Origin of the sequence: Citrobacter sp. RHB36-C18, from assembly GCF_013814485.1 — a bacterium.
Lineage (GTDB): Bacteria > Pseudomonadota > Gammaproteobacteria > Enterobacterales > Enterobacteriaceae > Citrobacter > Citrobacter braakii.
Genome location: NZ_CP057125.1, coordinates 4,062,809 through 4,088,314 on the forward strand (window position 1 = coordinate 4,062,809; position 25,506 = coordinate 4,088,314).

General features: G+C 49.0%; 22 protein-coding genes and 2 pseudogenes. 7 read left to right on the forward strand and 17 right to left on the reverse strand.

Going from position 1 to position 25,506, the window contains the following annotated elements; translation table 11 throughout:
* Genes HVZ52_RS19330 through HVZ52_RS19340 form a run of 3 tightly spaced genes read left to right on the forward strand, consistent with a single transcriptional unit; the run spans position 1 to position 2,124 of the window.
* Positions 1–495, forward strand: a complete 495-nt coding sequence (locus tag HVZ52_RS19330) for a PTS sugar transporter subunit IIB (RefSeq protein ID WP_003837349.1) — start codon at positions 1–3, stop codon at positions 493–495.
* A gap of 10 nt (positions 496–505) precedes the next feature.
* On the forward strand, positions 506–1,306 hold the full coding sequence (locus HVZ52_RS19335) for a PTS sugar transporter subunit IIC (RefSeq protein ID WP_016151644.1): 801 nt from the start codon (positions 506–508) through the stop codon (positions 1,304–1,306).
* Positions 1,306–2,124 (forward strand): PTS system mannose/fructose/sorbose family transporter subunit IID, encoded by an 819-nt coding sequence (locus tag HVZ52_RS19340; protein ID WP_016151643.1) that lies wholly within the window; start codon positions 1,306–1,308, stop codon positions 2,122–2,124. Before HVZ52_RS19335 ends, HVZ52_RS19340 begins: the two co-directional genes overlap by 1 nt.
* Positions 2,125–2,165: 41 nt before the next feature.
* Here HVZ52_RS19340 and HVZ52_RS19345 read toward each other — a convergent pair whose 3' ends face one another.
* The 9 genes and pseudogenes from HVZ52_RS19345 to HVZ52_RS23090 form a co-directional block, all read right to left on the reverse strand.
* Entirely contained in the window at positions 2,166–2,948 is a 783-nt protein-coding gene (locus HVZ52_RS19345; RefSeq protein WP_047414458.1) for a glucose-6-phosphate isomerase family protein, read from the reverse strand.
* A complete protein-coding gene (locus HVZ52_RS19350; RefSeq protein WP_181598601.1) occupies positions 2,941–3,504 on the reverse strand; it encodes a glucose-6-phosphate isomerase family protein in 564 nt (187 codons plus the stop codon). Before HVZ52_RS19350 ends, HVZ52_RS19345 begins: the two co-directional genes overlap by 8 nt.
* 97 nt (positions 3,505–3,601) lie before the next feature.
* A complete protein-coding gene (rihC, locus tag HVZ52_RS19355) occupies positions 3,602–4,516 on the reverse strand; it encodes a ribonucleoside hydrolase RihC (RefSeq protein ID WP_181598602.1) in 915 nt (304 codons plus the stop codon).
* A gap of 66 nt (positions 4,517–4,582) precedes the next feature.
* Positions 4,583–5,533, reverse strand: a complete 951-nt coding sequence (gene ispH / locus HVZ52_RS19360) for a 4-hydroxy-3-methylbut-2-enyl diphosphate reductase (RefSeq protein ID WP_016155658.1) — start codon at positions 5,531–5,533, stop codon at positions 4,583–4,585.
* Position 5,534: 1 nt separating this feature from the next.
* Complete coding sequence (gene fkpB / locus HVZ52_RS19365) at positions 5,535–5,984, reverse strand: FKBP-type peptidyl-prolyl cis-trans isomerase (protein ID WP_181598603.1); 450 nt, start codon at positions 5,982–5,984, stop codon at positions 5,535–5,537.
* Positions 5,985–6,100: 116 nt separating this feature from the next.
* A complete protein-coding gene (gene lspA, locus HVZ52_RS19370; protein ID WP_003018932.1) occupies positions 6,101–6,598 on the reverse strand; it encodes a signal peptidase II in 498 nt (165 codons plus the stop codon).
* Complete coding sequence (gene ileS, locus HVZ52_RS19375) at positions 6,598–9,414, reverse strand: isoleucine--tRNA ligase (RefSeq protein ID WP_181598604.1); 2,817 nt, start codon at positions 9,412–9,414, stop codon at positions 6,598–6,600. The genes lspA and ileS overlap by 1 nt, the downstream gene beginning before the upstream one ends.
* 37 nt (positions 9,415–9,451) lie before the next feature.
* Positions 9,452–10,390, reverse strand: coding sequence for a bifunctional riboflavin kinase/FAD synthetase (ribF, locus tag HVZ52_RS19380; protein WP_016155656.1), 939 nt, complete (start codon positions 10,388–10,390; stop codon positions 9,452–9,454).
* 7 nt (positions 10,391–10,397) lie between these two features.
* Positions 10,398–10,613, reverse strand: a pseudogene (locus tag HVZ52_RS23090) (DUF2575 domain-containing protein).
* A gap of 105 nt (positions 10,614–10,718) precedes the next feature.
* Here HVZ52_RS23090 and rpsT point away from each other — a divergent pair.
* Both rpsT and HVZ52_RS23095 read left to right on the forward strand, forming a co-directional pair.
* Positions 10,719–10,982 carry a 30S ribosomal protein S20 gene (rpsT, locus tag HVZ52_RS19385; protein WP_003018940.1) on the forward strand — a complete coding sequence of 88 codons (264 nt, stop codon included), beginning with the start codon at positions 10,719–10,721 and terminating at the stop codon, positions 10,980–10,982.
* A 68-nt stretch (positions 10,983–11,050) separates the two neighbouring features.
* Positions 11,051–11,328: pseudogene (locus HVZ52_RS23095) on the forward strand (transposase domain-containing protein); the annotation flags it as partial.
* A gap of 183 nt (positions 11,329–11,511) precedes the next feature.
* On the opposite strand, the gene HVZ52_RS19390 reads toward HVZ52_RS23095, so the two are convergent.
* The 8 genes from HVZ52_RS19390 to HVZ52_RS19425 form a co-directional block, all read right to left on the reverse strand.
* The gene (locus tag HVZ52_RS19390) at positions 11,512–12,237 is read right to left on the reverse strand and encodes a winged helix-turn-helix domain-containing protein (RefSeq protein WP_016155655.1); all 726 of its coding nucleotides are present in this window, start codon (positions 12,235–12,237) and stop codon (positions 11,512–11,514) included.
* Positions 12,238–12,495: 258 nt separating this feature from the next.
* Positions 12,496–13,977, reverse strand: coding sequence for a glycosyl hydrolase family 18 protein (locus HVZ52_RS19395; protein WP_019078334.1), 1,482 nt, complete (start codon positions 13,975–13,977; stop codon positions 12,496–12,498).
* A gap of 353 nt (positions 13,978–14,330) precedes the next feature.
* A complete protein-coding gene (gene nhaR, locus HVZ52_RS19400; RefSeq protein ID WP_016155652.1) occupies positions 14,331–15,230 on the reverse strand; it encodes a transcriptional activator NhaR in 900 nt (299 codons plus the stop codon).
* A 38-nt stretch (positions 15,231–15,268) separates the two neighbouring features.
* On the reverse strand, positions 15,269–16,435 hold the full coding sequence (nhaA, locus tag HVZ52_RS19405; protein ID WP_149381339.1) for a Na+/H+ antiporter NhaA: 1,167 nt from the start codon (positions 16,433–16,435) through the stop codon (positions 15,269–15,271).
* Positions 16,436–16,591: 156 nt separating this feature from the next.
* Complete coding sequence (locus tag HVZ52_RS19410; RefSeq protein WP_046274470.1) at positions 16,592–18,307, reverse strand: aryl-sulfate sulfotransferase; 1,716 nt, start codon at positions 18,305–18,307, stop codon at positions 16,592–16,594.
* Positions 18,308–18,425: 118 nt separating this feature from the next.
* The gene (locus tag HVZ52_RS19415; protein ID WP_151222964.1) at positions 18,426–19,676 is read right to left on the reverse strand and encodes an IS1 family transposase; all 1,251 of its coding nucleotides are present in this window, start codon (positions 19,674–19,676) and stop codon (positions 18,426–18,428) included.
* A gap of 24 nt (positions 19,677–19,700) precedes the next feature.
* Positions 19,701–20,900: an anaerobic sulfatase maturase gene (locus HVZ52_RS19420; protein ID WP_100250040.1), complete on the reverse strand. Its 1,200-nt coding sequence runs from the start codon at positions 20,898–20,900 to the stop codon at positions 19,701–19,703.
* Positions 20,901–20,998: 98 nt separating this feature from the next.
* Complete coding sequence (locus tag HVZ52_RS19425) at positions 20,999–22,492, reverse strand: sulfatase-like hydrolase/transferase (protein ID WP_080859392.1); 1,494 nt, start codon at positions 22,490–22,492, stop codon at positions 20,999–21,001.
* A gap of 573 nt (positions 22,493–23,065) precedes the next feature.
* On the opposite strand from HVZ52_RS19425, the gene HVZ52_RS19430 reads away from it, so the two are divergent.
* Positions 23,066–23,824: an outer membrane protein OmpK gene (locus tag HVZ52_RS19430; RefSeq protein ID WP_047414475.1), complete on the forward strand. Its 759-nt coding sequence runs from the start codon at positions 23,066–23,068 to the stop codon at positions 23,822–23,824.
* Between the two features lie 110 nt (positions 23,825–23,934).
* On the forward strand, positions 23,935–25,506 hold the full coding sequence (locus HVZ52_RS19435; protein WP_103928890.1) for a bifunctional UDP-sugar hydrolase/5'-nucleotidase: 1,572 nt from the start codon (positions 23,935–23,937) through the stop codon (positions 25,504–25,506).

A 25,506-nucleotide genomic window follows, 5' to 3' on the forward strand; every position in this document is an offset into this window, starting at 1 on the left:
ATGAGTATTTCTTTTGTACGTATCGATGACCGCGTAATCCATGGGCAGCTCGTGACACGTTGGGCCAAAGAGCTGCCCTGTGATGGGATCGTCGCTATAGACGACGCCGTCGCGGCCGACCCTTTGCTCTCTTCGGTGATGAAAGGCGCCGTACAGGACACCAAAGTTTGGTTGTTTGATACGGCCACCGCGATTGAAAAATTGCCAAAAGTCATTGCCAGCGAGAAACGTTATTTCGTCATTGGCAAATCACCCGTCACGCTCAAACGCATTGAAGAAGCAGGTATCAGCCTGAAAAATGCCAACGGCAAGATTAATGTAGGTCCGATGAGCGCGCGTGCTGATACCACCACCATCGGCCCGAATCAGTCGGTCAACGGGGATGAAATTGCCGCCTTTGACTGGCTGACGCAACATGGGCACCTGGTTGAGTTTCGCCTGGTTCCTGATGCCAGTTGCTACAGCTGGCAGGACGCACGTCAGAAGCTGAAATAAGGAGCGCACGATGATTATCGAAGCTACGTTGATTGGCATACTTTGCTATCTCGGCGCCCTCAGCAGTCCCTGGCTTCTGGGGCTGACCGGCGGCTGGTATCTGATCACCCGCCCGCTGATTTCTGGAATGCTGGTCGGGATTATTCTCGGCGACATTAAAACCGGGATCATGATTGGCGTCGCGGTTCAGGCGGTGTATATCGCGATGGTAACGCCTGGCGGTTCGATGCCAGCCGATCTCAACTTTGTTGCTTACCCCGCAATCGCCCTAGGGATCCTTTCAGGAAAAGGCCCCGAGGTCGCGGTCGCGCTGGCTGCGACCATCGGTATCGCCGGAACCATTTTGTTTAACGCGATGATGGTACTGAACTCTTTCTGGAATCACCGGGCAGATGTGGCGCTGGAACGGGGTGACGAACGCGGTATTTACCTGAACAGCGCCATCTGGCCACAGGTGACAAACTTTGTCCTGCGTTTTGTGCCAACTTTTATTGCGGTTTACTTCGGCGCGCAATACATCAGCGGTTTTATGGACAGCTTGCCGAAAATAGTTCTGTCAACGATGAACGTACTGGGCGGCATTTTACCCGCCGTCGGGATCGCGATTTTGCTGAAGCAGATCATCAAAAACTACACCATGCTGATCTACTTCCTCGTCGGTTTTGTCTGCATCGTATTTTTAAAACTCAACATGGTCGCGCTGGTGATCGTCGGTTCGCTGTTGGCGTTGATCCATTACAACTACAAACCGGAACCGCCGCAGGCCGCGAATGCAAAGTCGGTAGCCGATGATGATGAGGATGAATTCTGATGGAAGAACGTACACTTACGCGTAAAGATCTTCGCCGCTGCTGGCGCGCATGGATGATGCACAACTTGTCATCGATGAGTTTTGAACGTCTGGAATCTTTTGGCTTTTGTCTGAGTATGCTTCCGGTGGCGAAAAAGCTCTATCCCGACGCAGCCCAACGTACTGAAATGCTGCGCCGTCATGCCTCATTCTATAATACGGAACCCCAGATAGGCGCGATCGTAAACGGCATGGTGCTGGGGCTGGAGGAGAAAAAAGCGAACGGTGAGCCGATCGATGGGGAGACCATCAATACCCTGAAGGTTGGCCTGATGGGCCCTATTGCCGGGATCGGCGATTCAATGATCCCAGGCATGCTGATCCCTATCCTGCTCAGCATCGGCATGGCCCTGGCGGCCGGCGGTAACATTCTGGGGCCGCTGTTTTATACCGTTGCCTGGCTGGCCATCATCATTCCCGGTTCGTGGTTCTTGTTCCTGAAAGGCTACAAAATGGGTTCTGGCTCGGTGGAAATGCTGGTGAGCAGCAAGTCTGCCCGTCTGCGTGAAGCGTTATCGCTACTGGGTGTGTTTGTCATGGGGGGCGTGGCGGCAAGCTACGTTAAACTTGGCACCGGACTGGAGTTTATTACCAAAGATGGGGTGAATATCCATGTTCAACAGATGCTGGACGGTATCTTCCCGCAGTTACTGCCGCTGATTGTGGTGCTTGGTACCTGGTATCTGATGGCCAAGCGCGGTGTATCACCAGTGAAAGCGATGATTTTACTGTTGATACTGGCCGCCCTCGGCGTCGCCACGGGCCTGTTTGCGGGATAACACAAAGAAAACGGTACAGCCGGGGCTATGCCCCGGTTTTTTTATGGATGAAAGTTTTGCCATAGCTCGGGGTGCTTGTCCGGGCGTGAGATAAATTGGAAACGCGCCGGGTCCTCGATGAATTGCTGATAAACAGGTGCGGAGGTAATCGAGAATTCCGTATATTGTCTGGGCGTAACGGCCTGCAGTCGTCCAGGGATGTAACGCGGATTATGCTGCCAGATAACGTTGTTGCCCTGCAGCAGCGGATACCATGCCAGTCCTTTATGCGCACGCACGGCGTCGTACTCAAAACCATATTCACGATCGCACCACGCGCCAAAGGTTAACGGTACATCCGGGTCTGCGGATATAGTCGCATGCCCCCAACCGGGTGGTACCAACACTTTCTCACCGGGTCCGGCAATTACAGCAAAACAGCGGCCTGGGTCGTCCTCAACATATTCCTGCATATAAATGATCGCTTTTCCCTGCCAGATTTCATAAAGCTCCGGCGGAGACCAGCCGCTGTGCTGACTAATACGATGAATATGTCCCTGACTACGCACCGGCTCTTCTCCCAGCCGTCCCGCCGCATAGGTCACCACACCAAACAACAGCATCCGCTTTTTCAACTCTTCGCGATCCTGCATTCGCGCCACATCCATCGCTATGGCATACACCTCTTGCGGCCCTTCACAGTGCGGATCGCGCAGCGAGGCGCGAATCTGGTCGAGTTGACGAATCTCCGGCATCGGCCCGGTAACCTCATCCCCATAGCTAAAACCAAGCGGGTGATGATGGACCGTCATATCCAGGCCGTAAGAATGCGCTAAGTCACCCATTCTGTACCTCCTTCGCCTGAACCGTCTTATTTTCCTCAAAGACCCTTATTCTGAAGCCGCTGGCGAGCGCTGCATAATCATGACCCGCAATCCCTGGCCATACGGCGAGCGCCGACAGAACCTCTTCCCCGGTGTTGATTAACCGATGCGCGGTAAAGCCGGGGATAATGTGGACAGATCCCGCGAATACTTTTTCCAGCCTCGCGTCGCCCTGCTCAGTTTGCAACAGCAGCAAACCGGTGCCACGCAGACCAAAATAGACTTCCCCCTGTTCGCGGCGCGCATGGAAATGCCCGCGGGTCATAAAATACTCACAGCCGACCCGGCCAGGGTAAAGATGGGTAACACCGGTGTAGAGTTCACCTTCAGCGGGAGAGGTATCCAGCATCTCGACGTCATACACGACCTGCTCGCCAGCCAGCTGTTGACGGGCGTGTTCATCGGCAAAAACGTCTGGAAGATCCTCAATACGGGTGGATTTACGCAATAACAGGCCATCAGCTAAAGCGCCGCTTGCCCACGCCACCTGCGGTGGCTGGAAAAAAGAAAGGTTCATATGTGTCTCCGGCCCGAGGAGAACAACAGGATCAGATTAGCAGATTAATCGATTAACCTGCTATCGCTATCTGCATATTGCGGGCCGGATCACAGCCTCAAGGTGCCAGCGTCAGTACCTCTGCCACCCACTGCTGGAACCCCTCAACGTCCAGCCCCAGCGCGACCTGGGCATTTGCCGGATGCCCTAAACGTCCTTCAATGTCCACCACCGTCGTACCCGAGGTATATTCCCCCTGGGTTTCAACCGCCACGAAGCACGGCTTCAGGGTAAACAGTTCCGGGCGCACCAGCCAGGCAATAGCGCACAGGTCGTGCATTCGTAGCCCCGTATTCATACTGCCGCTACGGTAATGGCTAAACAGCGCGTGCAGCATTTTTCCCGTCTGGTTAAGCTGCGGCAACGTCGCCAGGTAGTCAGGGGTGAGCATGGCCTGATTAGTGACATCCAGCCCGCACATCACAATCTCCAGCCCGCTCTGGAAGACTTTTGCGGCGGCCTCGGGATCAATAGCAATATTAAACTCGGCGTTTGGCGTGAAGTTCCCGCGCCCGGCAGAACCGCCCATAATCACCAGACGGTGAATGTTGAATATGCATTCAGGATAATGAGTCAGCAGCAGCGCAATGTTGGTCAGGGGGCCAATTGCCACCAGCGTCACAGGCTGCGGGGCATGCATCAACGCATCGCGAATGGCCTGGAAGGCAGGTTTTGCCATCACCTGGCGGTCATGTTCGACAAATTCATACCCTTCCATACCTGATTCACCGTGTACGGAAGCGGCATCTCGCAGCGGTCTCACCAGCGGCATCGATGCCCCCTGCGCCAGCGGAATATCGGCATTCCAGAAGTGCAGCAGTTGCAAGGCATTACGGGTGGTTTTTTCCACCGACACATTACCTGCTACCGTGGTCATCAGTTGCAGATCCAGCTCAGGGGCAAACAGCGCGGCGGCAATAGCGGCTGCATCATCAATGCCGGGATCGGTATCAAGAATGATCGGTAAGCGCATGGTTTCTCCATAAAAAAATGCCAGACGTTAAGTCTGGCATCTTCTCATAATCGTAACCGGAAAGACTTACTCTACTTCACGAACATCCACACGCAGCTCTTTCGGTACTTCGAAAACGATGTTTTCTTCACGCCCTGCCAGCGGAATAGCTTCCCCACCGCCAAGCTCCTGCAGGCGAGCAATCACGTTTTGCACCAGGATATCAGGCGCCGAGGCACCGGCCGTCACGCCCACGCACCTGGCTTCTTTCACCCACGCTTCCTGGATATCGGTCGCATCGTCAATCAGATACGCCGCTTTCCCCATTCGTTGGGCCAGTTCAGCCAGACGGTTGGAGTTAGAAGAGTTTTTCGAGCCGACCACCAGCACAACATCGGCCTGCTCTGCCAGCGCACGGACCGCTTCCTGGCGGTTGGTCGTGGCATAACAGATATCGTCTTTGCGCGGCCCGACAATTTTCGGGAAACGGCTTCGCAACGCGTCAATGACGTCAGAGGTGTCATCAACGGAGAGAGTAGTCTGCGTCATGAAGGACAATTTGCCTTCATTTTTTACATTCAGTTTCAGCACATCTTCAGGTGATTCGACCAGATACATTCCCCCCTGCGGGTTACTGTACTGGCCCATCGTGCCTTCAACTTCCGGATGCCCGGCGTGACCAATTAAAATTGACTCTTCACCGCGACGGCTGGCGCGGGCAACTTCCATATGCACTTTCGTTACCAGCGGGCAGGTCGCATCAAAAACCGTGAGGTCGCGGCCTTTGGCTTCGTTACGCACCGCCTGAGACACGCCATGAGCGGAGAAAATCAGGATCGCGCCATCCGGTACTTCGCTGATTTGCTCAATAAAAATAGCGCCGCGCTCGCGCAGGCTATCCACCACATAGCGGTTATGCACCACTTCATGACGGACATAAATCGGTGCGCCGTAAATAGCCAGCGCGTTTTCCACAATGCTGATAGCGCGGTCTACGCCAGCGCAAAAACCGCGCGGGTTGGCCAACAGGATCTGCATTTTACGCCTCCAGTGCCGGTTCGACTTCCAGCACTTCAATATCAAAATGAACGGTATGCCCGGCCAGCGGATGGTTGAAATCAACCGTGATCGAGTCACCGTTGATTTCGCGGATCACACCAGGCATCTCACTGCCGTCCATTGCGGTAAAGAGCATGATAGCGCCAATTTCTGGCTCGCCCGCGTCCATAAATTCCCGACGCGAGAAATACTGAATTAAGTCCGGGCTGGACACGCCGAAGGCGGCATCCGGCTCCAGAGAAAAAGTGGTTTTATCACCTTCTTTTAACCCCAGCAGGTGTTGTTCCAGTCCTTCAGACAGAGAACCGTCGCCCAGGCGAAACAGCGCAGGCTTGCCGTTATTGCGAGTTGACTCTGCGGTGGAGCCATCATCGAGCTTAAGGGTGAAGTGCACCAGCACCGCACTGTTACTCTGTACTGATTTAGACATGCAGGTTGCTCTTTAAAATTACTGCCGCCTGTTTGCCCGATAGCGCTACACTTACCGGGCCTACAAGGATCGCAGTATATTGTAGGCCGGATTAGCATAGCGCCATCCGGCATTTTTTATGCGGCTTTTTTCTCTTTCGACGGTAAGAAGCCTTCGAGGACAATCAATGCCGCACCGATACAGATCGCCGTATCGGCAAGGTTGAATGTCGCGAAATGCCAGTCACCGACGTAAAAGTCAATCATATCAACCACGAAGCCGTGCCACAGGCGGTCGAACAGGTTGCCCAGCGCACCGCCAATGATTAACGCATACGCGATGTTGTTTAGCTTCTGCGTCGCCTTCGAGCGATACATCATCACCATCAGGATAACGCAGATACCAATGGCGATACCGGCAAAGAACCAACGTTGCCAGCCACCGCTGTCGGCTAAGAAGCTAAACGCCGCACCATAGTTACGCGCGTAGTGCAGATTAAGCGACGGGAACAGCGACACCGTATCCCCCAGAGCAAAGTTCTGGAGGATCAGGTATTTGCTGCCTAAATCGATAATCAGCACGACTACCACCAGCCACAGCCAGCGTAGTCCTGTTGAACAAAGAGGCTTACTCATCAGGCAAACTTACGTTGTTCGCCATCACCGGCGATGTTGCTGACACAGCGTCCGCAGATATCTGCATGTTCCGCCACCTGGCCGACATCGGTAGTGTAATGCCAGCAGCGCGGACATTTCTCACCTTCGGCTTTGCTCTGTACGATTTTCAGACCTTTGAGCAGTTCGCTCTGCTGAGCATCAGCAGGAGCCGCTGCATAATCCGCAACCGTCGCACCGGAGGTCAGCAAAACAAAGCGCAACTCTTCGCCCAGCGCGGTCAGTTTCGCCGCCAGCTCTGGTTCAGCGTACAGAGTAACCGCCGCTTCCAGCGAACCACCGACTTTCTTATCCGCACGCGCCTGCTCGATGACCTTGTTCACTTCGCCGCGCACTTTCAGCAACTCGTCCCAGTAGGCATCGTTCATCGCTTCGGTTTCGCCTAAGCCAAACAGACCTTCGTACCATTCACCGGTAAAGACGTACTTCTCACGATCGCCCGGCAGGTAACCCCAGATTTCATCAGCGGTGAAGGACATGATCGGCGCCATCCAGCGTACCAGCGCTTCTGCAATATGGAACAGCGCAGTCTGGCAACTACGACGCGCCACGCTGTCCGCTTTCGCGGTGTACTGACGGTCTTTGATGATGTCGAGGTAGAACGAACCCATTTCTACAGAGCAGAAGCGCATCAGGCGCTGTACTACTTCGTGGAAGTCATAGGCTTCATAAGCTTTCAGGATCTCTTCCTGCGCCGCTTGCGCACAACCTACCGCCCAGCGATCCAGCACCACCATCTCTTCCGGTTTCACCATATCTTTTACCGGATCGAACCCGTTCAGGTTCGCCAGCAGGAAGCGTGCGGTGTTACGGATACGACGATAGCTGTCGGCAGCACGTTTCAGGATTTCGTCAGAAACAGCCATTTCGCCGGTATAGTCGGTAGAAGCGACCCACAGACGCAGAATATCCGCGCCCAGTTTGTTCATTACGTCCTGCGGGCTTACGGTGTTACCGATAGACTTGGACATTTTACGACCCTGACCATCAACGGTGAAACCGTGGGTCAGTACCTGACGGTATGGCGCTTTGCCCTTCATTGCAGTGGAGATCATCAGAGAAGACATGAACCAGCCGCGGTGCTGGTCAGAACCTTCCAGATACATATCTGCCGCATGGCCTGCAAACTCAGGACGCACGTCCACAACGGATGAGTGGGTTGAACCGGAGTCGAACCACACGTCCAGCGTATCCGGGACTTTGACATACTGGTCAGCTTCATCGCCAAGGATATCTTTCGGGTCGAGATCCCACCACGCCTGGATGCCGTCAACTTCAACGCGTTTGGCCACTTCTTCCATCAGTTCGATAGCACGCGGATGCAGCTCTTCGGTGTCTTTGTGAACAAACAGAGACATCGGCACACCCCACGTACGCTGACGGGAGATACACCAGTCAGGACGGTTGGCAACCATCGATTCAATACGTGCCTGACCCCAATCCGGGATCCATTGCACGCCTTTGATCTCTTTTAGCGACTGCGCGCGCAGACCTTTCTGATCCATGCTGACGAACCACTGCGGAGTCGCACGGAAGATGATCGGCGATTTGTGGCGCCAGCAGCACGGGTAGCTGTGCTGCATCTTCTCAACGTGCAGCAGAGCGCCTTTATCGCTCAGCAGCGCAACGATTTTGTCGTTGGCTTTAAAGACGTTCACACCGTCCAGATCCGGATAGGTACCCGCCAGATATGCGCCGTCCGGGCCAACCGGGTTAGCGATTTCCAGACCGTATTTCTGGCTAATGACGTAGTCATCCGGACCGTGGCCGCCGGCGGTATGGACCGCACCGGTACCCGCATCCAGCGTAACGTGATCGCCAAGAATAGCCGGCACGTCAAAGCCCATAAACGGATGGGTAAAGCGCAGCAGTTCCAGCTCGGCGCCTTTTACTGTGCCCAGAATAGTGTATTCAGCCGCACCAATACGCTGCATGACGCTTTCAACCAGATCCTTCGCCAGAATCACAGCCTGCCCGTCAATCTGCACCAGCGCATAGTCAAAATCAGGCGCCAGAGAGATTGCACGGTTCGCCGGTAACGTCCACGGGGTGGTAGTCCAGATAACCAGTGAGATCGGGCCATTGACGTCAGAAACGCCAAATTTCGCTTTTACCGCGTCCTGATCGGCGGCGTGGAACGCAACGTCGATGGACGGGGAGGTTTTGTCATAATACTCAACTTCCGCTTCCGCCAGCGCGGAACGGCAATCAACGCACCAGTGCACCGGCTTCGCACCTTTGAGCAGGTGACCGTTGCCGATGATTTTACCCAGCGCACGAATGATGTTGGCTTCAGTTTTGAAGTCCATGGTCAGGTACGGATGCGACCAGTCGCCCAGCACGCCAAGACGGATAAAGTCTTTACGCTGACCGTCAACCTGCGTCGCTGCGTATTCACGGCATTTGGCGCGGAACTCAGCGGCGGTGAACTTCTCGCCCGGCTTGCCGTATTCCTGCTCTACTTTCAACTCGATAGGCAGACCGTGACAGTCCCAGCCCGGAACGTAAGGCGAGTCGAATCCCGTGAGTCCTTTGGACTTCACGATAATGTCTTTCAGAATCTTGTTAACCGAGTGACCAATATGAATGCTGCCATTCGCATAAGGAGGGCCATCATGCAGAATGAAGGTTTTTTTGCCTTTTTTGGCCGCACGAATGATGCCGTACAGGTCATCATCAGTCCAACGCGCCAGCATTCCCGGTTCACGCTTGGCGAGATCGCCGCGCATCGGGAACCCTGTTTCCGGCAAATTCAGGGTTGATTTATAGTCACTCATCAGATTCTCGGTTCCGTATTTAAAACTCGTATAGGCATTAAGCCGGTTTTGTTAGCCCAAAAAATTCACGGGCAGTCAACTCATCACGCGCAATCTGCGCTTTTAGTTCATCCAGCGAGGCAAATCGCTGTTCGCTGCGTATTTTTTTACGCAGTACTACATCTATATGGCGACCATACAGGTCCATTACAACGTCCAATAGATGCACTTCCAACTGTTGGCGTACGCCTGCTACCGTCGGGCGTGTGCCGATGTTGGCGACGCCGGGGAAAGGTTTGTCACCCAGCCCCATTACTTCAACCGCATAAACCCCTTTCACCGGAGAAACCTGGCGACGAAGCGGTAAGTTTGCCGTCGGAAAACCGATAGTGCGCCCTAACTCGTCACCGTGAACTACGCGTCCTGAGATAGTAAAAGGATGCCCAAGCAGGCTTTCAGCCAGTTGCAGGTTATCTTCCGCCAGCGCCTGACGTACCGCGGTGCTGCTGATGCGCACACCGCCTTCACAGAAGGTTTGGGTGCTGGTGATATCAAAACCATACTCAGCGCCCGCTTCCTGTAATAACAAGAAATCGCCCGCACGGCTAGCGCCAAAGCGGAAATCATCACCAACGGCAAGAAATTGTACACCAAGGCGCTTCACCAGCAGATCGCTGATAAAGGTCTGCGCCGTTAATGCCGCGAAGCGCCTGTCAAAACGCACGCACAGCACGTAATCAACGCCGCACTCCGCCAGATAACGCAGTTTTTCCCGCAGGCGGGTGAGGCGCGCAGGTGACTTGTCCGTCGCAAACAGCTCCAGCGGCTGCGGCTCGAAAATCATCACCATCACCGGTAAATTGCGTTTGCGCCCTTCTTCCCGTAAGCCTTGCAGCAACGCACGATGGCCACGGTGCACGCCGTCGAAATTACCAATAGTCAGCACACACCCATGCGGGGCCTGACTGAGATTATGTATGCCTCGTATCAGCTTCATGTCTGGCTCAAAACAGTGAAAATCGTGAAAGTATACCCTGTACCGCGTTCAACGTTAACCGGCGATTGTTTCTACGAAACAGAAAGAGGATGGTTTTCATCGTTATGAAACAAATTGACGCCCTTCACGGGCACACCAATGCAATTTTTCTCGTGGAAAGGCTGTATTCACGCCCCGCAAGCTGGTAGAATCCTGCGCCATCACTACGCAACGAGTGCTGCAATTTAAACGGCGCTTATTTGCACAAATCCATTGACAAAAGAAGGCTAAAAGGGCATATTCCTCGGCCTTTGAATTGTCCATATAGAACACATTTGGGAGTTGGACCTTGGCTAATATCAAATCAGCTAAGAAGCGCGCCGTTCAGTCTGAAAAGGCCCGCAAGCACAACGCTAGCCGTCGCTCTATGATGCGTACTTTCATCAAGAAAGTATACGCAGCTATCGAAGCTGGCGACAAAGCTACTGCACTGAAAGCATTTAACGAAATGCAACCGATCGTGGACCGTCAGGCTGCTAAAGGTCTGATCCACAAAAACAAAGCTGCACGTCATAAAGCAAACCTGACTGCACAGATCAACAAACTGGCTTAATCGCCTGCTTGTTGTCGCTTTGTGAAAAAACCCGCGCAAGCGTAGCACAATAAGCCCCATCATTTTTGATGGGGCTTTTTCATACTTTCAACCTGTCGCTATGCGATACAACCTGGGCTGAACCCGAATCTCTTTCCTCTTTTCGGCACTCAATACCTCCTGAATGTCTCTCAGGTCCTTCGCTCCACAGATAAAGCCAGTATCAGAAAGCATAAACTCTCCGCGGAACTCGTTATCTGGTTATCTGGTTAATTATCGGAATGGGCTTCATTATGATCTCTACATCACCGATGCGGTGACAAAACTCGAGCTTGTTCTGGATGGCTCTCTGGCTGCCAGCTCTATTAATCAGACCTGCTGGAAATTCCGTGATGAACCACCTGAGGCATTATTTCATCTAACCGGCTCATCACTGGACGCATCATCTTGCCGAACGACGGTTAACCGAGCTTTTCGGTGGCAAGATGACGCTCTCGCCTTATCCACCAAACGCATAATAAACTTAAGTTGCATTACGTAACGAAAAATATCATGAAGTCACTTTTTTACATATATATTCATGATTTTTGCAATTTTCGCTTGTATCGTACTTATTGCACTGGCACAGGATAAATCCTTTTTGTCCATGACTATCTTTTCCCGTTTCAGGATTTAAATACAAATTTTTTCCGCCATTATGAAGACGTAACTCTTCCCTGTAGAAAAACACTGTCAGGAGTACTAATACTGTAGTCAATACAAATGTCAGGAACGCTAAAATAACCCTCGCCTTATGCAGGGAGAGATTAACGGCAACGTCTGTTTTTTTGCCTTCGGTTTTTTTCTGAATTTCATAATGGGCACTGAGAATATCAGTGTCAGAAGGACAGGAAAATACCTCAGTGGCAGCAGGTTCATTTTTTTCAGCGCCTAATTCAGCAACCGGTGTAACGCTATAGGCCGGATTGATCTGGTAGCCCAGTCGGGGATGGGTAACGATTAAATCCGTCATCTCTATATCCCGCAAATCCCGCCGCAAGGCATAAATCGTCTGCAATAACGTACTATCGCTGGCGAATAAACCAAATTGTCCCCATACCTCATCGCAAATTTGCTTTTTTGTCGTTATATCTTGTTGGGTATGTGAGATGAGACACTTCAAACAGCGACCTTTCACGCCGGATAAATGAATACTTTCCCCATCCTTAAGATGATGAAGAACCATTTCACTTGTATCAAACAATAAATCATTTCCAATCATGAATGATGTAACCATTTGAAAATCCATTAACTATTGAGATGCGTTATTTTAGTACCAAAAATAATCATCTAACTGAGAGAATTGTCAAACCTGATGTAAAAAACCATAAAAAAATCTAAAAATAAGAAGGCAATGTCATAAAATGTAATATAAATTTACTTATTCAATCCAAAATAATAATTCACCTGATACACAATATTTATTTACTTATCTATGTTTTTTACACGATTGAGACAGCCGAAAATGTCCCCCTTTACAGGGGGACATGAGCGCTTACTTCGTAATACCTTTAAAATAGAACGGTCTCATATCAACAGTTTGCCGCGTCATTTCGCAGCCCAGCCCTTCGCGAGCCGCATTCACCAGCGGACCGCGATCCAAATCCGCCGTCCAGGTAAACAGGCCACCCAGGCCGCGGGATTTTACGTACTCGGCTTTGGCCTTCACGGTGCGCGGGGTATCCAGCGACATAAAGACTTTAGACTGTGGGTTATACAGGAAATCCGCATCCGCCACTTCATCGGTGTAAACAATAAAATTATTGCGACCGGTCTGGTTTTCCAGATCAAGATAATTTGCGATATGGTCGTACCATTCCGTTGAGCCGGATTCAAATGTTCCGACCGTCGTGCCGTATCCTGGCGTGTAAGTTCCTTTCAGCGGAGATACGCTCTGGATCGTCGCATCATGAGCATTACGGCTATAACCGGCATAACCGATAAAGACCTGTTTAAGCGGCACCCCAATCGACTCCAGATAATTAACGGCGGTCTCTACGCTCCAGTTATTCGCGCTGCCATTCGGGTAGAGATTGGTATGATGCGCCAGCTCGGTAGCCCACGGCGTACCAAAGAAGTCGTAGGTCATTAAATTAATGCCCCAGACCCCCGCATCAATGAGCGCTGGAATATTGGCTTTTTTCAGTTTCTCGATGTCACCAGCCGCGGCAACGCTAATTTTCACATCACTGCGATTGATTTTATTCAGCGCGGCTTTCACATCCTTAATCAAGGCAGCAAAATTTGGTGCGTCAGTATCATCGTAGGTATTACCGGTATTTCCCGGTGCCCCCGGATATTCCCAATCCAGATCGATTTCGCTAAACATCGGGAATCGGGTGAACAGATCGGTCAGGCCGTCGCAGAATAGCGCGCGTTTATGTGGATCTTTAGCCATAAAGTGGAACGCCTGGCTCATGGTCCAGCCGCCGATACTCATTGAAAGATGGAGATTCGGGTTCTTTTTCTGTACATCGCGTAACCCCCCCAGAACGCCCTGTGCATCGTACTGATGGAAAAGCGCCATGTAATCATTGCTTACCCAGCCCGCAAAGCCGCAGTTGCGATAGGAGGCAACATCTCCCCACGCATCGACAAAAGTGGGTTGCCATTGCGTACGCTGGAAGTCGACTGCGGCATTGTTGATGGTCGTCGCTTTCTCGCCGGTATCGCCGACAATCCCGCAGAAACCCAGCGTAATTTTATCGTAAGCAAAGGGGTCTAATAACGCCAGGTCAACGCCGCGCCCACAGCTGGAAGGCGCGAAATCACCATCGAGACGGCCGTCATATTGCGACCAGTCAGTCCAGTAACCGGACACTTTAAACTCGTTGGGCTTGTACTCGTTATAGGCTACCTTCGCAACACGCGCCGATGTATAGCTAAACTCATTGGTTTCCGTGGCCGCCACAAATCCGTTCTGCTCGTACTCTTTTGTACTGAGCGAATCATTTTGTACCAGTTTGCTGTTAGTCATAATGCTTACCTCGTTAATGAGTCATAGAAGAAATAGTTTGTCCCATCCGTCCGGTGGGACACCTATGTAATGCTCCCATTATGCGAGGGGTGCTAATCACAAACGCTTTGAAACCATGAGATATCGATTTGATGAGATCTCATTTTCTGTATAAAACAGGTTATGAGATAGGGTAAGAAGCGAGCTGGAGGGTCTCAGAAAATCTCTTTCTGTTTGATTTGCTACATCTTTTGCGTCGGTGCATCCACTTTGCTCAGCACTCACCAGTGACCCTGCCACAAGGTGGCAGGGTGCAGTGTACCGACTGGCCGAGTAACCCCCCCACAATATGAAGTATGACGAGTGCGCCTTGATTATTTACCCGCAGAAATAAATAGTGCCGAGTAATCAGTATTGCAAATACGCTGCACCGCTGGATGCTGGATCATTCTTTCCGCAAATATGGCGTGATACTCCTCCATCACATTCTCTACGCGTCCAATTTCAACAATAGAATCATCGGCATAGAAATTGTGGGAATAAAGCGTAGGCGCAACAAAAATAGCGTTATGCGTTGCGCCAAACGCTTTCATCAGCGCGGCGTCATCAAACTCGCCAAGGATTTCAACGTTCAGCCCTTGGGAGTTAATCCAGTTCAGCAGCTTACGCCCGAGCATCGAACGGCGCCCAGGGATCAGCAATCGACGCTCTTCGAGGCAGGCCGGAAATGGTTTCTCAGGCAATGGCTGGGTGCACCAAAAGCTCACGCTGCATTCGCCAATCCGCACTGAGAACAACCCTTCCTGCTGCGTAGAATCGATCGGGCAGTCGGAGATAATCATATCCAGTTTATGCTGGCTGAGCTGATCAAGCAGCATCTCGTGCGTTGATTCAAAACAACGCAGATGGATTTGTTCATCTTCAACGACTGCAGCATTCAGCACGCTGCTGACCAGCTGTTTGGACAACGCATCCGCCACGCCGACATCGAACAGTAAATTCGACTCTTTGCGATAGTTCACGATATCCAGCATTTCCTGGCTTAACGTGAACATCTTATCCGCATAACGAAAAACCAATTCGCCTAATTCGCTGGGCTCCAGTCCACGCCCCTTCCGCTTGAACAACTTTCCCTGTAAGCGTTCCTCAAGCGCTTTAATCTGCCCGGTAATGGTCTGCGGTGTCAGATAAAGCGCCTCTGCTGCACCAACCACCGATCCTTCTTTATATACATGCCAAAAGTAGTACAGGTGGTTGTAGTTTATATGAGACATACACTCTCCCTGAAAATTGTCACGAAAGGGTTATCCCGTCAGGCTGCTGCGTTCAACCGGGTGCGTAACCAGCAGTAACCTATTACCGCCGACAGCAAAGAACCGATCAGGATCCCCAGTTTCGCCCAGTTAATCAGCTCAGGATCGACGGTCCCAAACGCCAGGCTGGCGATGAAAATCGACATCGTAAAGCCAATGCCGCACAGAATACCGACCGCCATAATTTGCTGGAAATTCGTTCCCTCCGGCAATTGCGCCATCCTGAAGTGTAACGCCAGCCAGCAAAAGAGGCTGATACCCAGTGGTTTCCCGATTAACAGGCCAGCAATGATCCCCAGCGGTAACACCGAGGTCAGCCCATCAATGGTGACGCCCTGCAGTGAGACACCCGCGTTAGCGAAGGCAAACAACGGTAGGATCAGGTATGCCACCCACGGGTGCAGAACATGCTCCAGACGCTTCGCCGGTGAACGCCCGTGTTTTTCCTTCAGCGGAATGAAGAAACCGACGATCACGCCCGCCAGAGTTGCATGCACGCCAGACTTCAGTACGGCCGTCCACAGCACTACGCCAACCAGAATATAAATACCGGTGCGTCTTACACCGCACAGATTCAATGCTGCCAGGATAAGGATCGCGCACGCGGCAACGCCCAGCGACAGCAGCGAGAGATCGCTGGTGTAGAACAACGCGATGATCACAATAGCGCCGAGGTCATCGATTATCGCCAGCGCCATCAGGAAGATTTTCAACGCCAGTGGGACACGGCTGCCCAACAGCGCCAGCACGCCTAATGCAAAAGCGATATCCGTTGCCGCTGGGATCGCCCAACCCTCACGGGTGATAGGGTCAGCATAGTTGAATGCCAGATACAGCAGCGCCGGGACAATCATGCCCCCGATAGCGGCAATGATCGGAAACGCCGCCTGGCGCAGACTGGCCAGCGAACCTTGCATTAACTCACGCTTCACTTCCAAACCGATCAACAGGAAGAACACCGCCATCAACGCGTCATTGATCCACAGCAGCATATTTTTGTTGATCTCAAGCGCGCCAACCCGCAGTTGAACGGGCGTTTCCAGAAAGGCGTGGTACCATCCACTGGTAACCCCGATATTTGCCATCAGCATAGCAACCACGGCAGCGATGATCAGAATGATGCCCCCCGAGGCGTCACTACTAAAAAAACGATGCAGATGTTTCACTTTTATTCTCTCTATTGGGTGAATACTTCGTAAATACTATCTTACACCTTCAGAAAGCTCGTTAAAATTAGATTATTCATGATGAATAGATCGGTTTTTACGAACAAAAAAGCCCGAACAGATGTCGGGCATAGAGCGCAAAACACTGAGACCTAATCAGGCATACAGTCCCATTTTATAAACGCGGAAACTGGTGATGTCATAGCGATAGCCTACGCCATTCACTTCCTCGTTTTTATAGTAACCAGAGGTCATTGTCGCCTCAAAAAGCACCGACTTGGTTACCGGTTCAATTTCTTGCAGAAGCAAATTCCCCAATGCTTCATTTCCTTCCTGCGGGTCAATAATGTCGCTATCCCCCGGCTGGCAAGAGATAGCTCGGCCATTTTCGTCAAATGTGCAATCGCCGAAATGCACAACGATGTTGCCATTCTGCAACACCTCTTTGGCGCTTACACAACTACTATAACCGCGAGCTCCCAACTCCTTACCGTATTCAAAAGGGCGCATTACCGTCATTGCGTTCAAATCAACGATAAAGTGTACAACCCGGCTGTAATTATCTGGTGGAAGCAGGCTTTTACTATCAACACGAGAGCGATAGTTACCATTGTCGAATACCATAAATTCGACCATTCCTGGTTCGTCATTAGCCACTTCAGTCACATTGTGTTGTCCCCACGACCAAAAATCACGGTTTGCCGCATCCACATCATCCTGATTGCTGAAGTCATAAAGAGGGACACCATCACTGTCGACCGGAGTCAGAAGGTAAGGCTTATACTCCTCGCTCCAATCTTCATGCGTGGACATAATAAACTGCAGCGATTCAGTCTCGAGGCTGATGCCAAAAACAGCGCTCTGATGACGCCCTGAAGCGATCAGCAAACTATTCGTTTCATTAACATAGCTTTGGTTGATATGCAGCCAGTCCTGAGCGGTCGGATCTTCACCAGGTGCCGTCCCCGTTGGTCTCGCTGTACGTGAGGTATCAAGAATAGCGGCCATGTCGTAATAGGCAATTTCCAGCCCGGTAGATAAATCCACAACTGAGACGCCATCTTCATTAGTCTTCAGTGAATCTGGTCTGCCCGAGGTATATTCGGAAGGCGCGACGATGGTATTACTGTCCCATTGCCAAATTGAGTGGTGGAATTGGTTATCCAGAATATAAAAAGTATACAGCCGTCCCATCATGTCGAACTCATACATCTCAAGGTAGGTGTTTTTAGCTTCTGATGTAGCCAGGAAATGACCGTTATCAATGCGCACCAAATTGAATGACGGGAAGTCCTGTGTCACGTACCAACGCACCACACCATCCTGATCCAGAGCGTAGTTATAGCGGTCGAAATGCGTAATGAAATAGCAGCCCGGCGCAATCAGGTCGGCGTCAGTCACTGGTTGAGTCACATTGATAACAGGAAACCCTAACTGCACATCTGCAGAATCCGTTGCAGGTAAAGGTTGGGTTGCTATCGTATAAGTGGCGATAACGACTTCATCAACCAAAATAGCCAGTTGGTTATCGACATCTGCCACTAGGCCAAGTACAGGCAGCAGATTCGCCCCCACATTCAACGTAAAATCTTGCACGACTTGTATCGCGCTTTGCGCCAGATCCTGAATTTTCAGCGTTACAGTACGTTCTTCAGCACTCCAAACACCGGCATATGCACTTAAAGGGGCTGTACCATAAGGGTTTAGAACAATGACCGCATTTTCCAACGTATTCTCATCAGTGATCCGAGCCAGACAATCTTGATAAACAGCTGTATGACTGAGAACCATCTCATTATTGCTGTCAATCTCCTGATTAACAGCGGGACGAGGTGTAGGCAACTTAATATCGGGGGAAATAATCTTTTTCATTATGCGTGTCCAATGTATTCATTTCATCGTTCCACAGCGGAACAACAAAATAAATACACTGGGGATATATCAATTAGGCAATCAAAAAACATCAATTAATATCAATAAAAATATTCCGTTATCGCATTATATTTTTATTATATTCAAATTTTAAATAATTCAGTACGACCGTAACATTGGCAGGAGACAGGCGACTAAGCTGAAAGAAAAACGGATGCGTATGCAAAAACTGAATAAATTTAGTGCTGCCCGTTAAGGTAGCGTAGCGTAGCATACTCGTTTTTTTATTTCCTGTGAGGTTACATACGGCTTTAGAGTAACCGCGTGTTGAGAAGGCTCGCCAGACATTATTGCGTATTCCGCCACTAAAGAACACTCGATAAGGAAAGTCTTTATCCGGAGGTGAAACCCCCATTTCTCTTACAAATGATATATGACAACGACCTTGCCGCACAGATTGCAGATTAGCCATCATACATCCTCCTAATATAAAACACTCATGATCGATGTCGTGCTGAACATTGAGGGAGTGCTCATCCGTAAGCTCTTTGACCAGCTCAAAATGCCGGTACGCGGGAAGAACCGGTTTTACCAACATCCCGGGATCGTTTTTGTAAAGCGTGGCGGGACCATAGTCGATATCAAATAGGGTATTTCGCCGCATCGTCATGAGTTCTTTGCGTTGGACAAGGTGCGCTAACGTCCCAGGCGGCAGACGTTCCTCGTATTCAGAAATGTACTGATATTCGTTTTCGACAGGCTGCGTGGAATAATTAGTTGTCACAGCGATAACCCTGCCACTGCTCTCTTCTGCCGTAACCAGAGCATACAAACTGTTGTCGCCGCCATTAAATTTAACCCGAAAAGCGCACGTACTCATCGCCAGATCAAACGCAGGAAAAACGAACTCTCGTTCAGCCTCATTTACCTTGCGGGATAATTTTTGTAGCGCACGGTTTAGACCCGTGCTGTCTAATGAAAGTGTCGCTCTAATATCAGACAACGAAGCGCCTTCCTGGATAAGTCTGGCAAGGTTTTCCTGACGGATATCTGCCTTATGTTCTCCTGGGGAAACGAACGTTTTGTGGCACTCAAGGCAGTATAGTCGCGCCTCTCTTTGAGCGGAAAATCCATATTTTTTCAGTGATGAACTACCGCAGCCAGGACAAGCTTTAATCAATCCCTTCCAGGCCTGGTTTGCCGACTGACGGAAGAGATTGAGCGAGTACTCAGAAATGATGGGGAACAAAAATCCACATTCTCTACACAGAATCTCCTTCCCTTGGGTTAAATAATCCGGACTATTTAATATACCCATATTTTTACAAGTAGGTGTTTTACAGGCATCAACATTGATTCGAGAAAACATATTCACTCCCTGCGAATATTACTATCACACAAATATTGTTTTTATCTCTGCTGGCGAAATATTATTTTCATAGAGCGTTTTCATCGCCCCCATCGCTAGTGCAGTATGGGAAAAAAACAACTGATAACCAGCACATAAAAAGTTCTGATTCGATACTCCTGAGACTGAGGGGAGAAATCGGTGTTTAGGACATCCCCCATTGCAAGCAAACCGCCACTGACAGGAGTAACATTCTTGCGCCATGGTACGGCTTTTATCATTGCCGAATTGCCGATTTTGCTCACTATTGTTCATCGCACGCACCGTTGTATGCTGAATATTCCCTAGTTTGTACTGCGGATAGACAAAGTGATCGCAGTTATAAACATCACCATTCATTTCCATTGCGAATGCACTGCCGCACGTTGGAGAAAACACGCACACATGCGGAGGTAATCCGCACCAGGCAGCCAGCGTCTGCTCAAATATCTGTATGCCAATATTACCAATATCCTCACGGATCCAGATATCAAAAATAGCATTGAGAAAATGGCCGAATTCAAGTGAGTCAACGGACCACGGCATCATTTTCGTTTGTTTATCACAGGGTGCAGCCAACTCGGCATCGCTGTTGTCACTACGCCTCTCTACTAATGGAATAAACTGCATATACTGGCTACCAATGCTTTTCAGATATTGGTAAACCTGCAGTGGATGAGACATATTAGTGTGGTTAACCACCGTCAGCGTATTAAACTCAACCCCGTGACGTACCAGGCGTTTAATGGCCTGCTCCACTTTCTCATGTGTTGGTTTACCCGAACGAGTAACACGCCATTCATCATGTAGCGCGGCGTCACCGTCAACAGAAATCCCCACCAGAAAATCATTCTTCTTGAAAAACTCAGCCCATTCTTCGTCGATCAAAACGCCATTAGTCTGAAAGGTATTTACTATGGTTCTCCCCTCAGCGTAACGCTGCTGAAGTTCAATCGCCCGCTGGTAAAACGCGCGCCCCATCAGAGTCGGTTCTCCACCTTGCCATGCAAAAATGACGTCATCCACATCCTGTGCGGCAATGTGTTGCTTGATGAATAATTCAAGCATTTCATCTGACATTTTGAAATTTGCTTTTCTGTCTGGATAGAGCTTCTCTTTTTCCAGGTAAAAACAGTATTTGCAGTCCAGATTGCATACTGATCCTGTCGGCTTAACCATTACCTGACAACTTTTCCTTTGCATCACGGAGGTCCATAAATAAAAGAACCCGGCTCAGCATAAAAATACTGAGCCAGGCGGGCATAGCCCTAAGTGGCATACTCTATTTTTTTGTTGTTATCCGATTAACCCCAGGTTACTGGCGTCGGTTTTTCACCTCGGGCTTTCATTAAGGAATCGTTATCAATATCCTTTTTGTACTTCAGGAACTTACCGTACAGTTGTTTTTCGATATCAGGCTGCTTGCCAATCTGATTAAGGGTTTCAAAACGATCTTTTTTCAGGTTGTAGAGGTATTTAGGTTTATTTTCGCGATTGATGATCATTTTCCAGTCACCATCGCGAATAGCCCACTCATCCGTTGGATCATCCTGGAATGGCATATCAATACCAAAAATGAGTGGCTTCTGACGCGCTAATGTTTTCTGTTCCAGTAATGGCACCAGAGACTGCCCATCGTAGGTACGATCTGTTGGCAGTTTAAAATCCATCATATTTGCCAGCGTCGGCATCCAGTCGAGACCATAAACCGGCGTATCCGTTACCATCCCCTGCGGAATATGTTTACCATACTTGATGATTGCCGGAACACGGATGCCGCCTTCCCACAAATTGTCTTTACGACCGCGAAGCCCATCCGTTTCGCCCGCCAGGTTCAGTTCATACACTTTACGAGCCTCGCGTGTGACCGGTCCGTTATCGCTGGTAAAAATGACAATGGTGTTATCTTCTTCACCCATTGCCTTAATCTTATCCATTACTTTACCGACCTGGGCATCCATATAGCTGATATTGGCGTAATATTCTCCCGTGCCGCGCCACGGTTTATCAGCCCAATCTCCGTAGAACAGATCCGGATGCTGTTTCTGGTAGTCGCTCATGTTTTGTGAATACATATCGAGATACTTTTTCGGCGATGCCAGTGGGCTATGAACTTCTGTGAAGGCGACGTATAAGAAAAACGGCTTATCATCTTTCTTATTGTCCAACCAGTTCACAACTTCAGAGCTTACTAATTCTCCACTGAAGGTCTCTGCTCTACCAATCGGCTTGCCATTACGCACAAAACCGGTTGGATGTACCATGCCATGACGCGGGCGCTCTGTTGCGGTATCTAAAGTTGAGTCCGTTACGAACCCGGCAGCATTCACCAGGGTGTAATCGAATCCCATATCGTTCGCTTGCGGCTGATCGGTGCGATCTCCTCCGGCATTCAGGTGTAATTTGCCCATTATCGCCGTGTCGTAGCCCTGCTCTTTCAGCAGATTGGCAATCGTCAATTCATTGCGTCCTAATGCGACGTCTTTCCCTTCAGGGATCCATGAGCGTATCCCGGTACGAAACGGCATACGCCCCGTTAATAAACCAGCACGAGAAGGAGAACACAGCGGCGCAGGTGCATAGTAGTCGGTAAATTTCACCCCTTCCTGCGCCAGCTTGTCGATATTAGGGGTTTTGACGATTTGATGGCCATAAGTCGCGAGATCGCCATAGCCTAAATCGTCAGCAAGAATGATGACTAAGTTAGGACGTTTATCCGTAGCAGCCTGCGCGGTTGACGATACGCTTCCGGCACATAAGGCCAGTCCGATCATACTGGCAACAACAGTTCTTTTCATTTCAACTCCTTTGAATTATCACATCACCAATTACGCAATAAACTTGCCAAAAGGCTTAATATTTTCGGTTGATTTCTGGCACTCACTATTACATCAGCATGCAATAAAGAGTGATTGAAAAAAAATAAAGAAACAAATACATTCGCAGACGCTATATTAATAATTAAAGTATCATTTTCATTTATATAAACTTACCAGAAAATTCTATTAAAAAACTGCACAATAACAAGTGACGAAGATCCCAAACACCTCCCTCACCCTCTCTATATCTCGTTAATGTCAGCATATGTTGTTTTCTCGGCACTAAGTTGCTAATAGCGAATAAGTCATACAAAAAGAATATCAAAAGCATCGATAAAAAATATTCGCGTTACTCCGGTAACACGCCTTATATTCAAAAAAACATAAAGTTAGCATAAAAAAAACAACACCTCCCGACACTTTCTCAAATTAATATTCGAACACTGGTATTTTTGCGACACCTATCACTCACAAACAAAACATCAACCAATAGACTTCCTTTTTTTCAAAAGCATTACACTTTATTATTTTCTTTACCTCACGGAGCTGAGCATGAACAAAAAATACATTAATAGTCTACTTGGTGCATGCCTTATCTTAGCCTGTTTTAATGGTCATTCAGCTGAACTAAAACGCGTATATGGGAAAATTAGTCTCGGGTATGGTGACTGGAATAAAGGTTTCGTAAACGTCGATCGTGGTGAAGTGTGGAAAGCGGTGGCTGATTTTGGCGCCGTTTTCGACAGAGGTGAATTTGCTTCATTTTACGAAATGAACGTTCTCAACCATCCAGTCGAAGGACGGAACCACGTTACTCAGTTTCTCGGACATTATCGTCCGATAGAAGGTTCTGATTTTACGTTGATGACCAAACTCTATATGTCGATGGAGAACACGTTTGGTGATGAATTGAATATGATGTATGGGGTCGGCTACCTTGGTCTGGTAGAAAAATCATGGTTCATTAAACCCTATGTGGCTATACACAATTTATCCAACGACTATACGTCAAAAAAATACGGTCAGGCTACTGGCCTTAACGGATATGTACTTGGTTGGGTTGCGGCATATAATTTTGAAATGTTTAACGAAAAATTTGCTGTTTCCAACTGGAATGAAATTGAAATGGATCGTAATGATGCCTATGCAGAGCAACAAGGTGGACATACTGGTCTGAATGGCGCAGTGACTTTCACATGGAAATTTATACCTAGCTGGACTGCATCGGTATCCTATCGTTACTTTAATAATAAATTAGGTTATAAAGATTATGGTGACCGTATGAATTATATGATTGGCTTCGAGTTCTGATTACTATCAAAATAAATAAAAAAGTAATAACCCAGTTTGAAACTCTGCATCCGATATATCAGATGCGGTGAGGTGTAATTGTCAATATATCGAATAAATGGAATATGAATATGAATGTGAAGAATAAATTCTCGCTGTCCCTCTTGTCTTTATGTATTGGTTTATCATCTGCTATAACCTTTACTGCAGATGCCAGAGACATTACCATTTACTACACAAATGATTTGCATGCTCACGTTACACCAGGGATTATTCCTTCTGTGTCGAAGACACGTGAGGTAGGAGGATTTGCTCCTATCTCTAAAATAGTTAAGGATGCCAAAGAAAAAGATAAAGATGTTTTTTTCTTTGATGCAGGTGACTATTTTACTGGCCCTTATATCAGCACCTTAACCAAAGGTGAAGCCATTATCGATATTTTGAATACCATGCCCTATGATGCCGTTTCGGTAGGAAATCATGAGTTTGACCATGGACATGAAAATCTAGTCACACAACTGAGTAAACTTAAATTTCCGGTACTGCTCAACAACGTGTTTTACAGCAATAGTGATAAACCATTAATTAAAACACCTTATACCATCGTCGAAAAAAATGGTTTGAAAATTGGTGTTATTGGGATGCACGGCGTTTCGGCATTTTATGAAGCAATTGCCGCAGGCGTCCGTGAAGGTGTTGACTGCCAGGATCCCGTACCGTATGTGAAAAAACAACTGGAAGAATTGAAAGGGAAAGTTGACCTGACAGTACTGCTCGCGCATGAAGGTGTGCCGGGTCGTCAATCCAGCGGTGGTGATGAAGACGTTGCCCGTGCGCTGAAAGCTGACGTTGAAATGGCTAAAACGCTTGAAGGCTACGGGTTGAACGTACTGATCACCGGCCATGCCCATAAAGGTACTCCAGAACCCATTAAAGTCGGCGATACGTTGGTGGTTTCAACTAATGCCTACACGATTGAGTTAGGCAAGTTAGTCCTCGACTGGAACCCTGAAACCAAAAAAGTGGATAGCTACAATGGTAAGCTAATCACGATGTACGCAGATACCTATAAGCCTGATCCGCAAACACAGGCAAAAATCGATGAGTGGAACAATAAAGTTAAGAAAATTACCGACAGAGTCGTCGCCTACTCACCTGAGATTTTGACCCGTTCTTATGGTGAATCTGCTACTACAGGTAATTTAATTACTGATGCTTTGATGTATAAGGTACCTTACGCCGATGCCTCATTCTATAATGCTGGCGGTATTCGTTCCGAATTACCCAAAGGCAACATTACATATGGTGATGTATTGAGCATGTATCCATTCACTAATGATGTAATGAGTGTGGAGATCAGCGGTAAAGATCTCAGGTCAATTATGTCTCATGCCGCAGATTTGAAAAATGGTACGCTACACGCGTCAAAAACAGTACAGTTTAAATACGACAGCACAAAACCGTTGGGGCAGCGTATTGTTTCGTTTAATATTAAAGGAAAACCGGTAGAAGACAGTCAATTTTATACTATTGCTCTGGATTCTTTTATCGGGAAAGGCGGTGGTGGATTTAGTTTCACCAATAGTAAAAATGTTAAATACATTAAGGGATTACAAACCGCTCAGGCAATAATCGATTACATGGAGCATGTGAAGAACATTGTTCCTGATCACACAATGCGTGTTGACGATATTAGCAAATGA

Excerpts from the sequence above, each read along its gene's own strand:
- HVZ52_RS19350 (WP_181598601.1), bottom strand. The coding sequence starts at position 3,504 with ATGAACCTTTCTTTTTTCCAGCCACCGCAGGTGGCGTGGGCAAGCGGC.
- lspA (WP_003018932.1), bottom strand. The coding sequence starts at position 6,598 with ATGAGTAAGCCTCTTTGTTCAACAGGACTACGCTGGCTGTGGCTGGTG.
- HVZ52_RS19340 (WP_016151643.1), top strand. The coding sequence starts at position 1,306 with ATGGAAGAACGTACACTTACGCGTAAAGATCTTCGCCGCTGCTGGCGC.
- HVZ52_RS19330 (WP_003837349.1), top strand. The coding sequence starts at position 1 with ATGAGTATTTCTTTTGTACGTATCGATGACCGCGTAATCCATGGGCAG.
- HVZ52_RS19435 (WP_103928890.1), top strand. The coding sequence starts at position 23,935 with ATGAATGTGAAGAATAAATTCTCGCTGTCCCTCTTGTCTTTATGTATT.
- HVZ52_RS19425 (WP_080859392.1), bottom strand. The coding sequence starts at position 22,492 with ATGAAAAGAACTGTTGTTGCCAGTATGATCGGACTGGCCTTATGTGCC.
- ribF (WP_016155656.1), bottom strand. The coding sequence starts at position 10,390 with ATGAAGCTGATACGAGGCATACATAATCTCAGTCAGGCCCCGCATGGG.
- HVZ52_RS19335 (WP_016151644.1), top strand. The coding sequence starts at position 506 with ATGATTATCGAAGCTACGTTGATTGGCATACTTTGCTATCTCGGCGCC.
- HVZ52_RS19430 (WP_047414475.1), top strand. The coding sequence starts at position 23,066 with ATGAACAAAAAATACATTAATAGTCTACTTGGTGCATGCCTTATCTTA.
- HVZ52_RS19410 (WP_046274470.1), bottom strand. The coding sequence starts at position 18,307 with ATGAAAAAGATTATTTCCCCCGATATTAAGTTGCCTACACCTCGTCCC.
- HVZ52_RS19345 (WP_047414458.1), bottom strand. The coding sequence starts at position 2,948 with ATGGGTGACTTAGCGCATTCTTACGGCCTGGATATGACGGTCCATCAT.
- ispH (WP_016155658.1), bottom strand. The coding sequence starts at position 5,533 with ATGCAGATCCTGTTGGCCAACCCGCGCGGTTTTTGCGCTGGCGTAGAC.
- HVZ52_RS19390 (WP_016155655.1), bottom strand. The coding sequence starts at position 12,237 with ATGGTTACATCATTCATGATTGGAAATGATTTATTGTTTGATACAAGT.
- ileS (WP_181598604.1), bottom strand. The coding sequence starts at position 9,414 with ATGAGTGACTATAAATCAACCCTGAATTTGCCGGAAACAGGGTTCCCG.
- HVZ52_RS19395 (WP_019078334.1), bottom strand. The coding sequence starts at position 13,977 with ATGACTAACAGCAAACTGGTACAAAATGATTCGCTCAGTACAAAAGAG.
- fkpB (WP_181598603.1), bottom strand. The coding sequence starts at position 5,984 with ATGTCTAAATCAGTACAGAGTAACAGTGCGGTGCTGGTGCACTTCACC.
- HVZ52_RS19415 (WP_151222964.1), bottom strand. The coding sequence starts at position 19,676 with ATGTTTTCTCGAATCAATGTTGATGCCTGTAAAACACCTACTTGTAAA.
- nhaR (WP_016155652.1), bottom strand. The coding sequence starts at position 15,230 with ATGTCTCATATAAACTACAACCACCTGTACTACTTTTGGCATGTATAT.
- rihC (WP_181598602.1), bottom strand. The coding sequence starts at position 4,516 with ATGCGCTTACCGATCATTCTTGATACCGATCCCGGCATTGATGATGCA.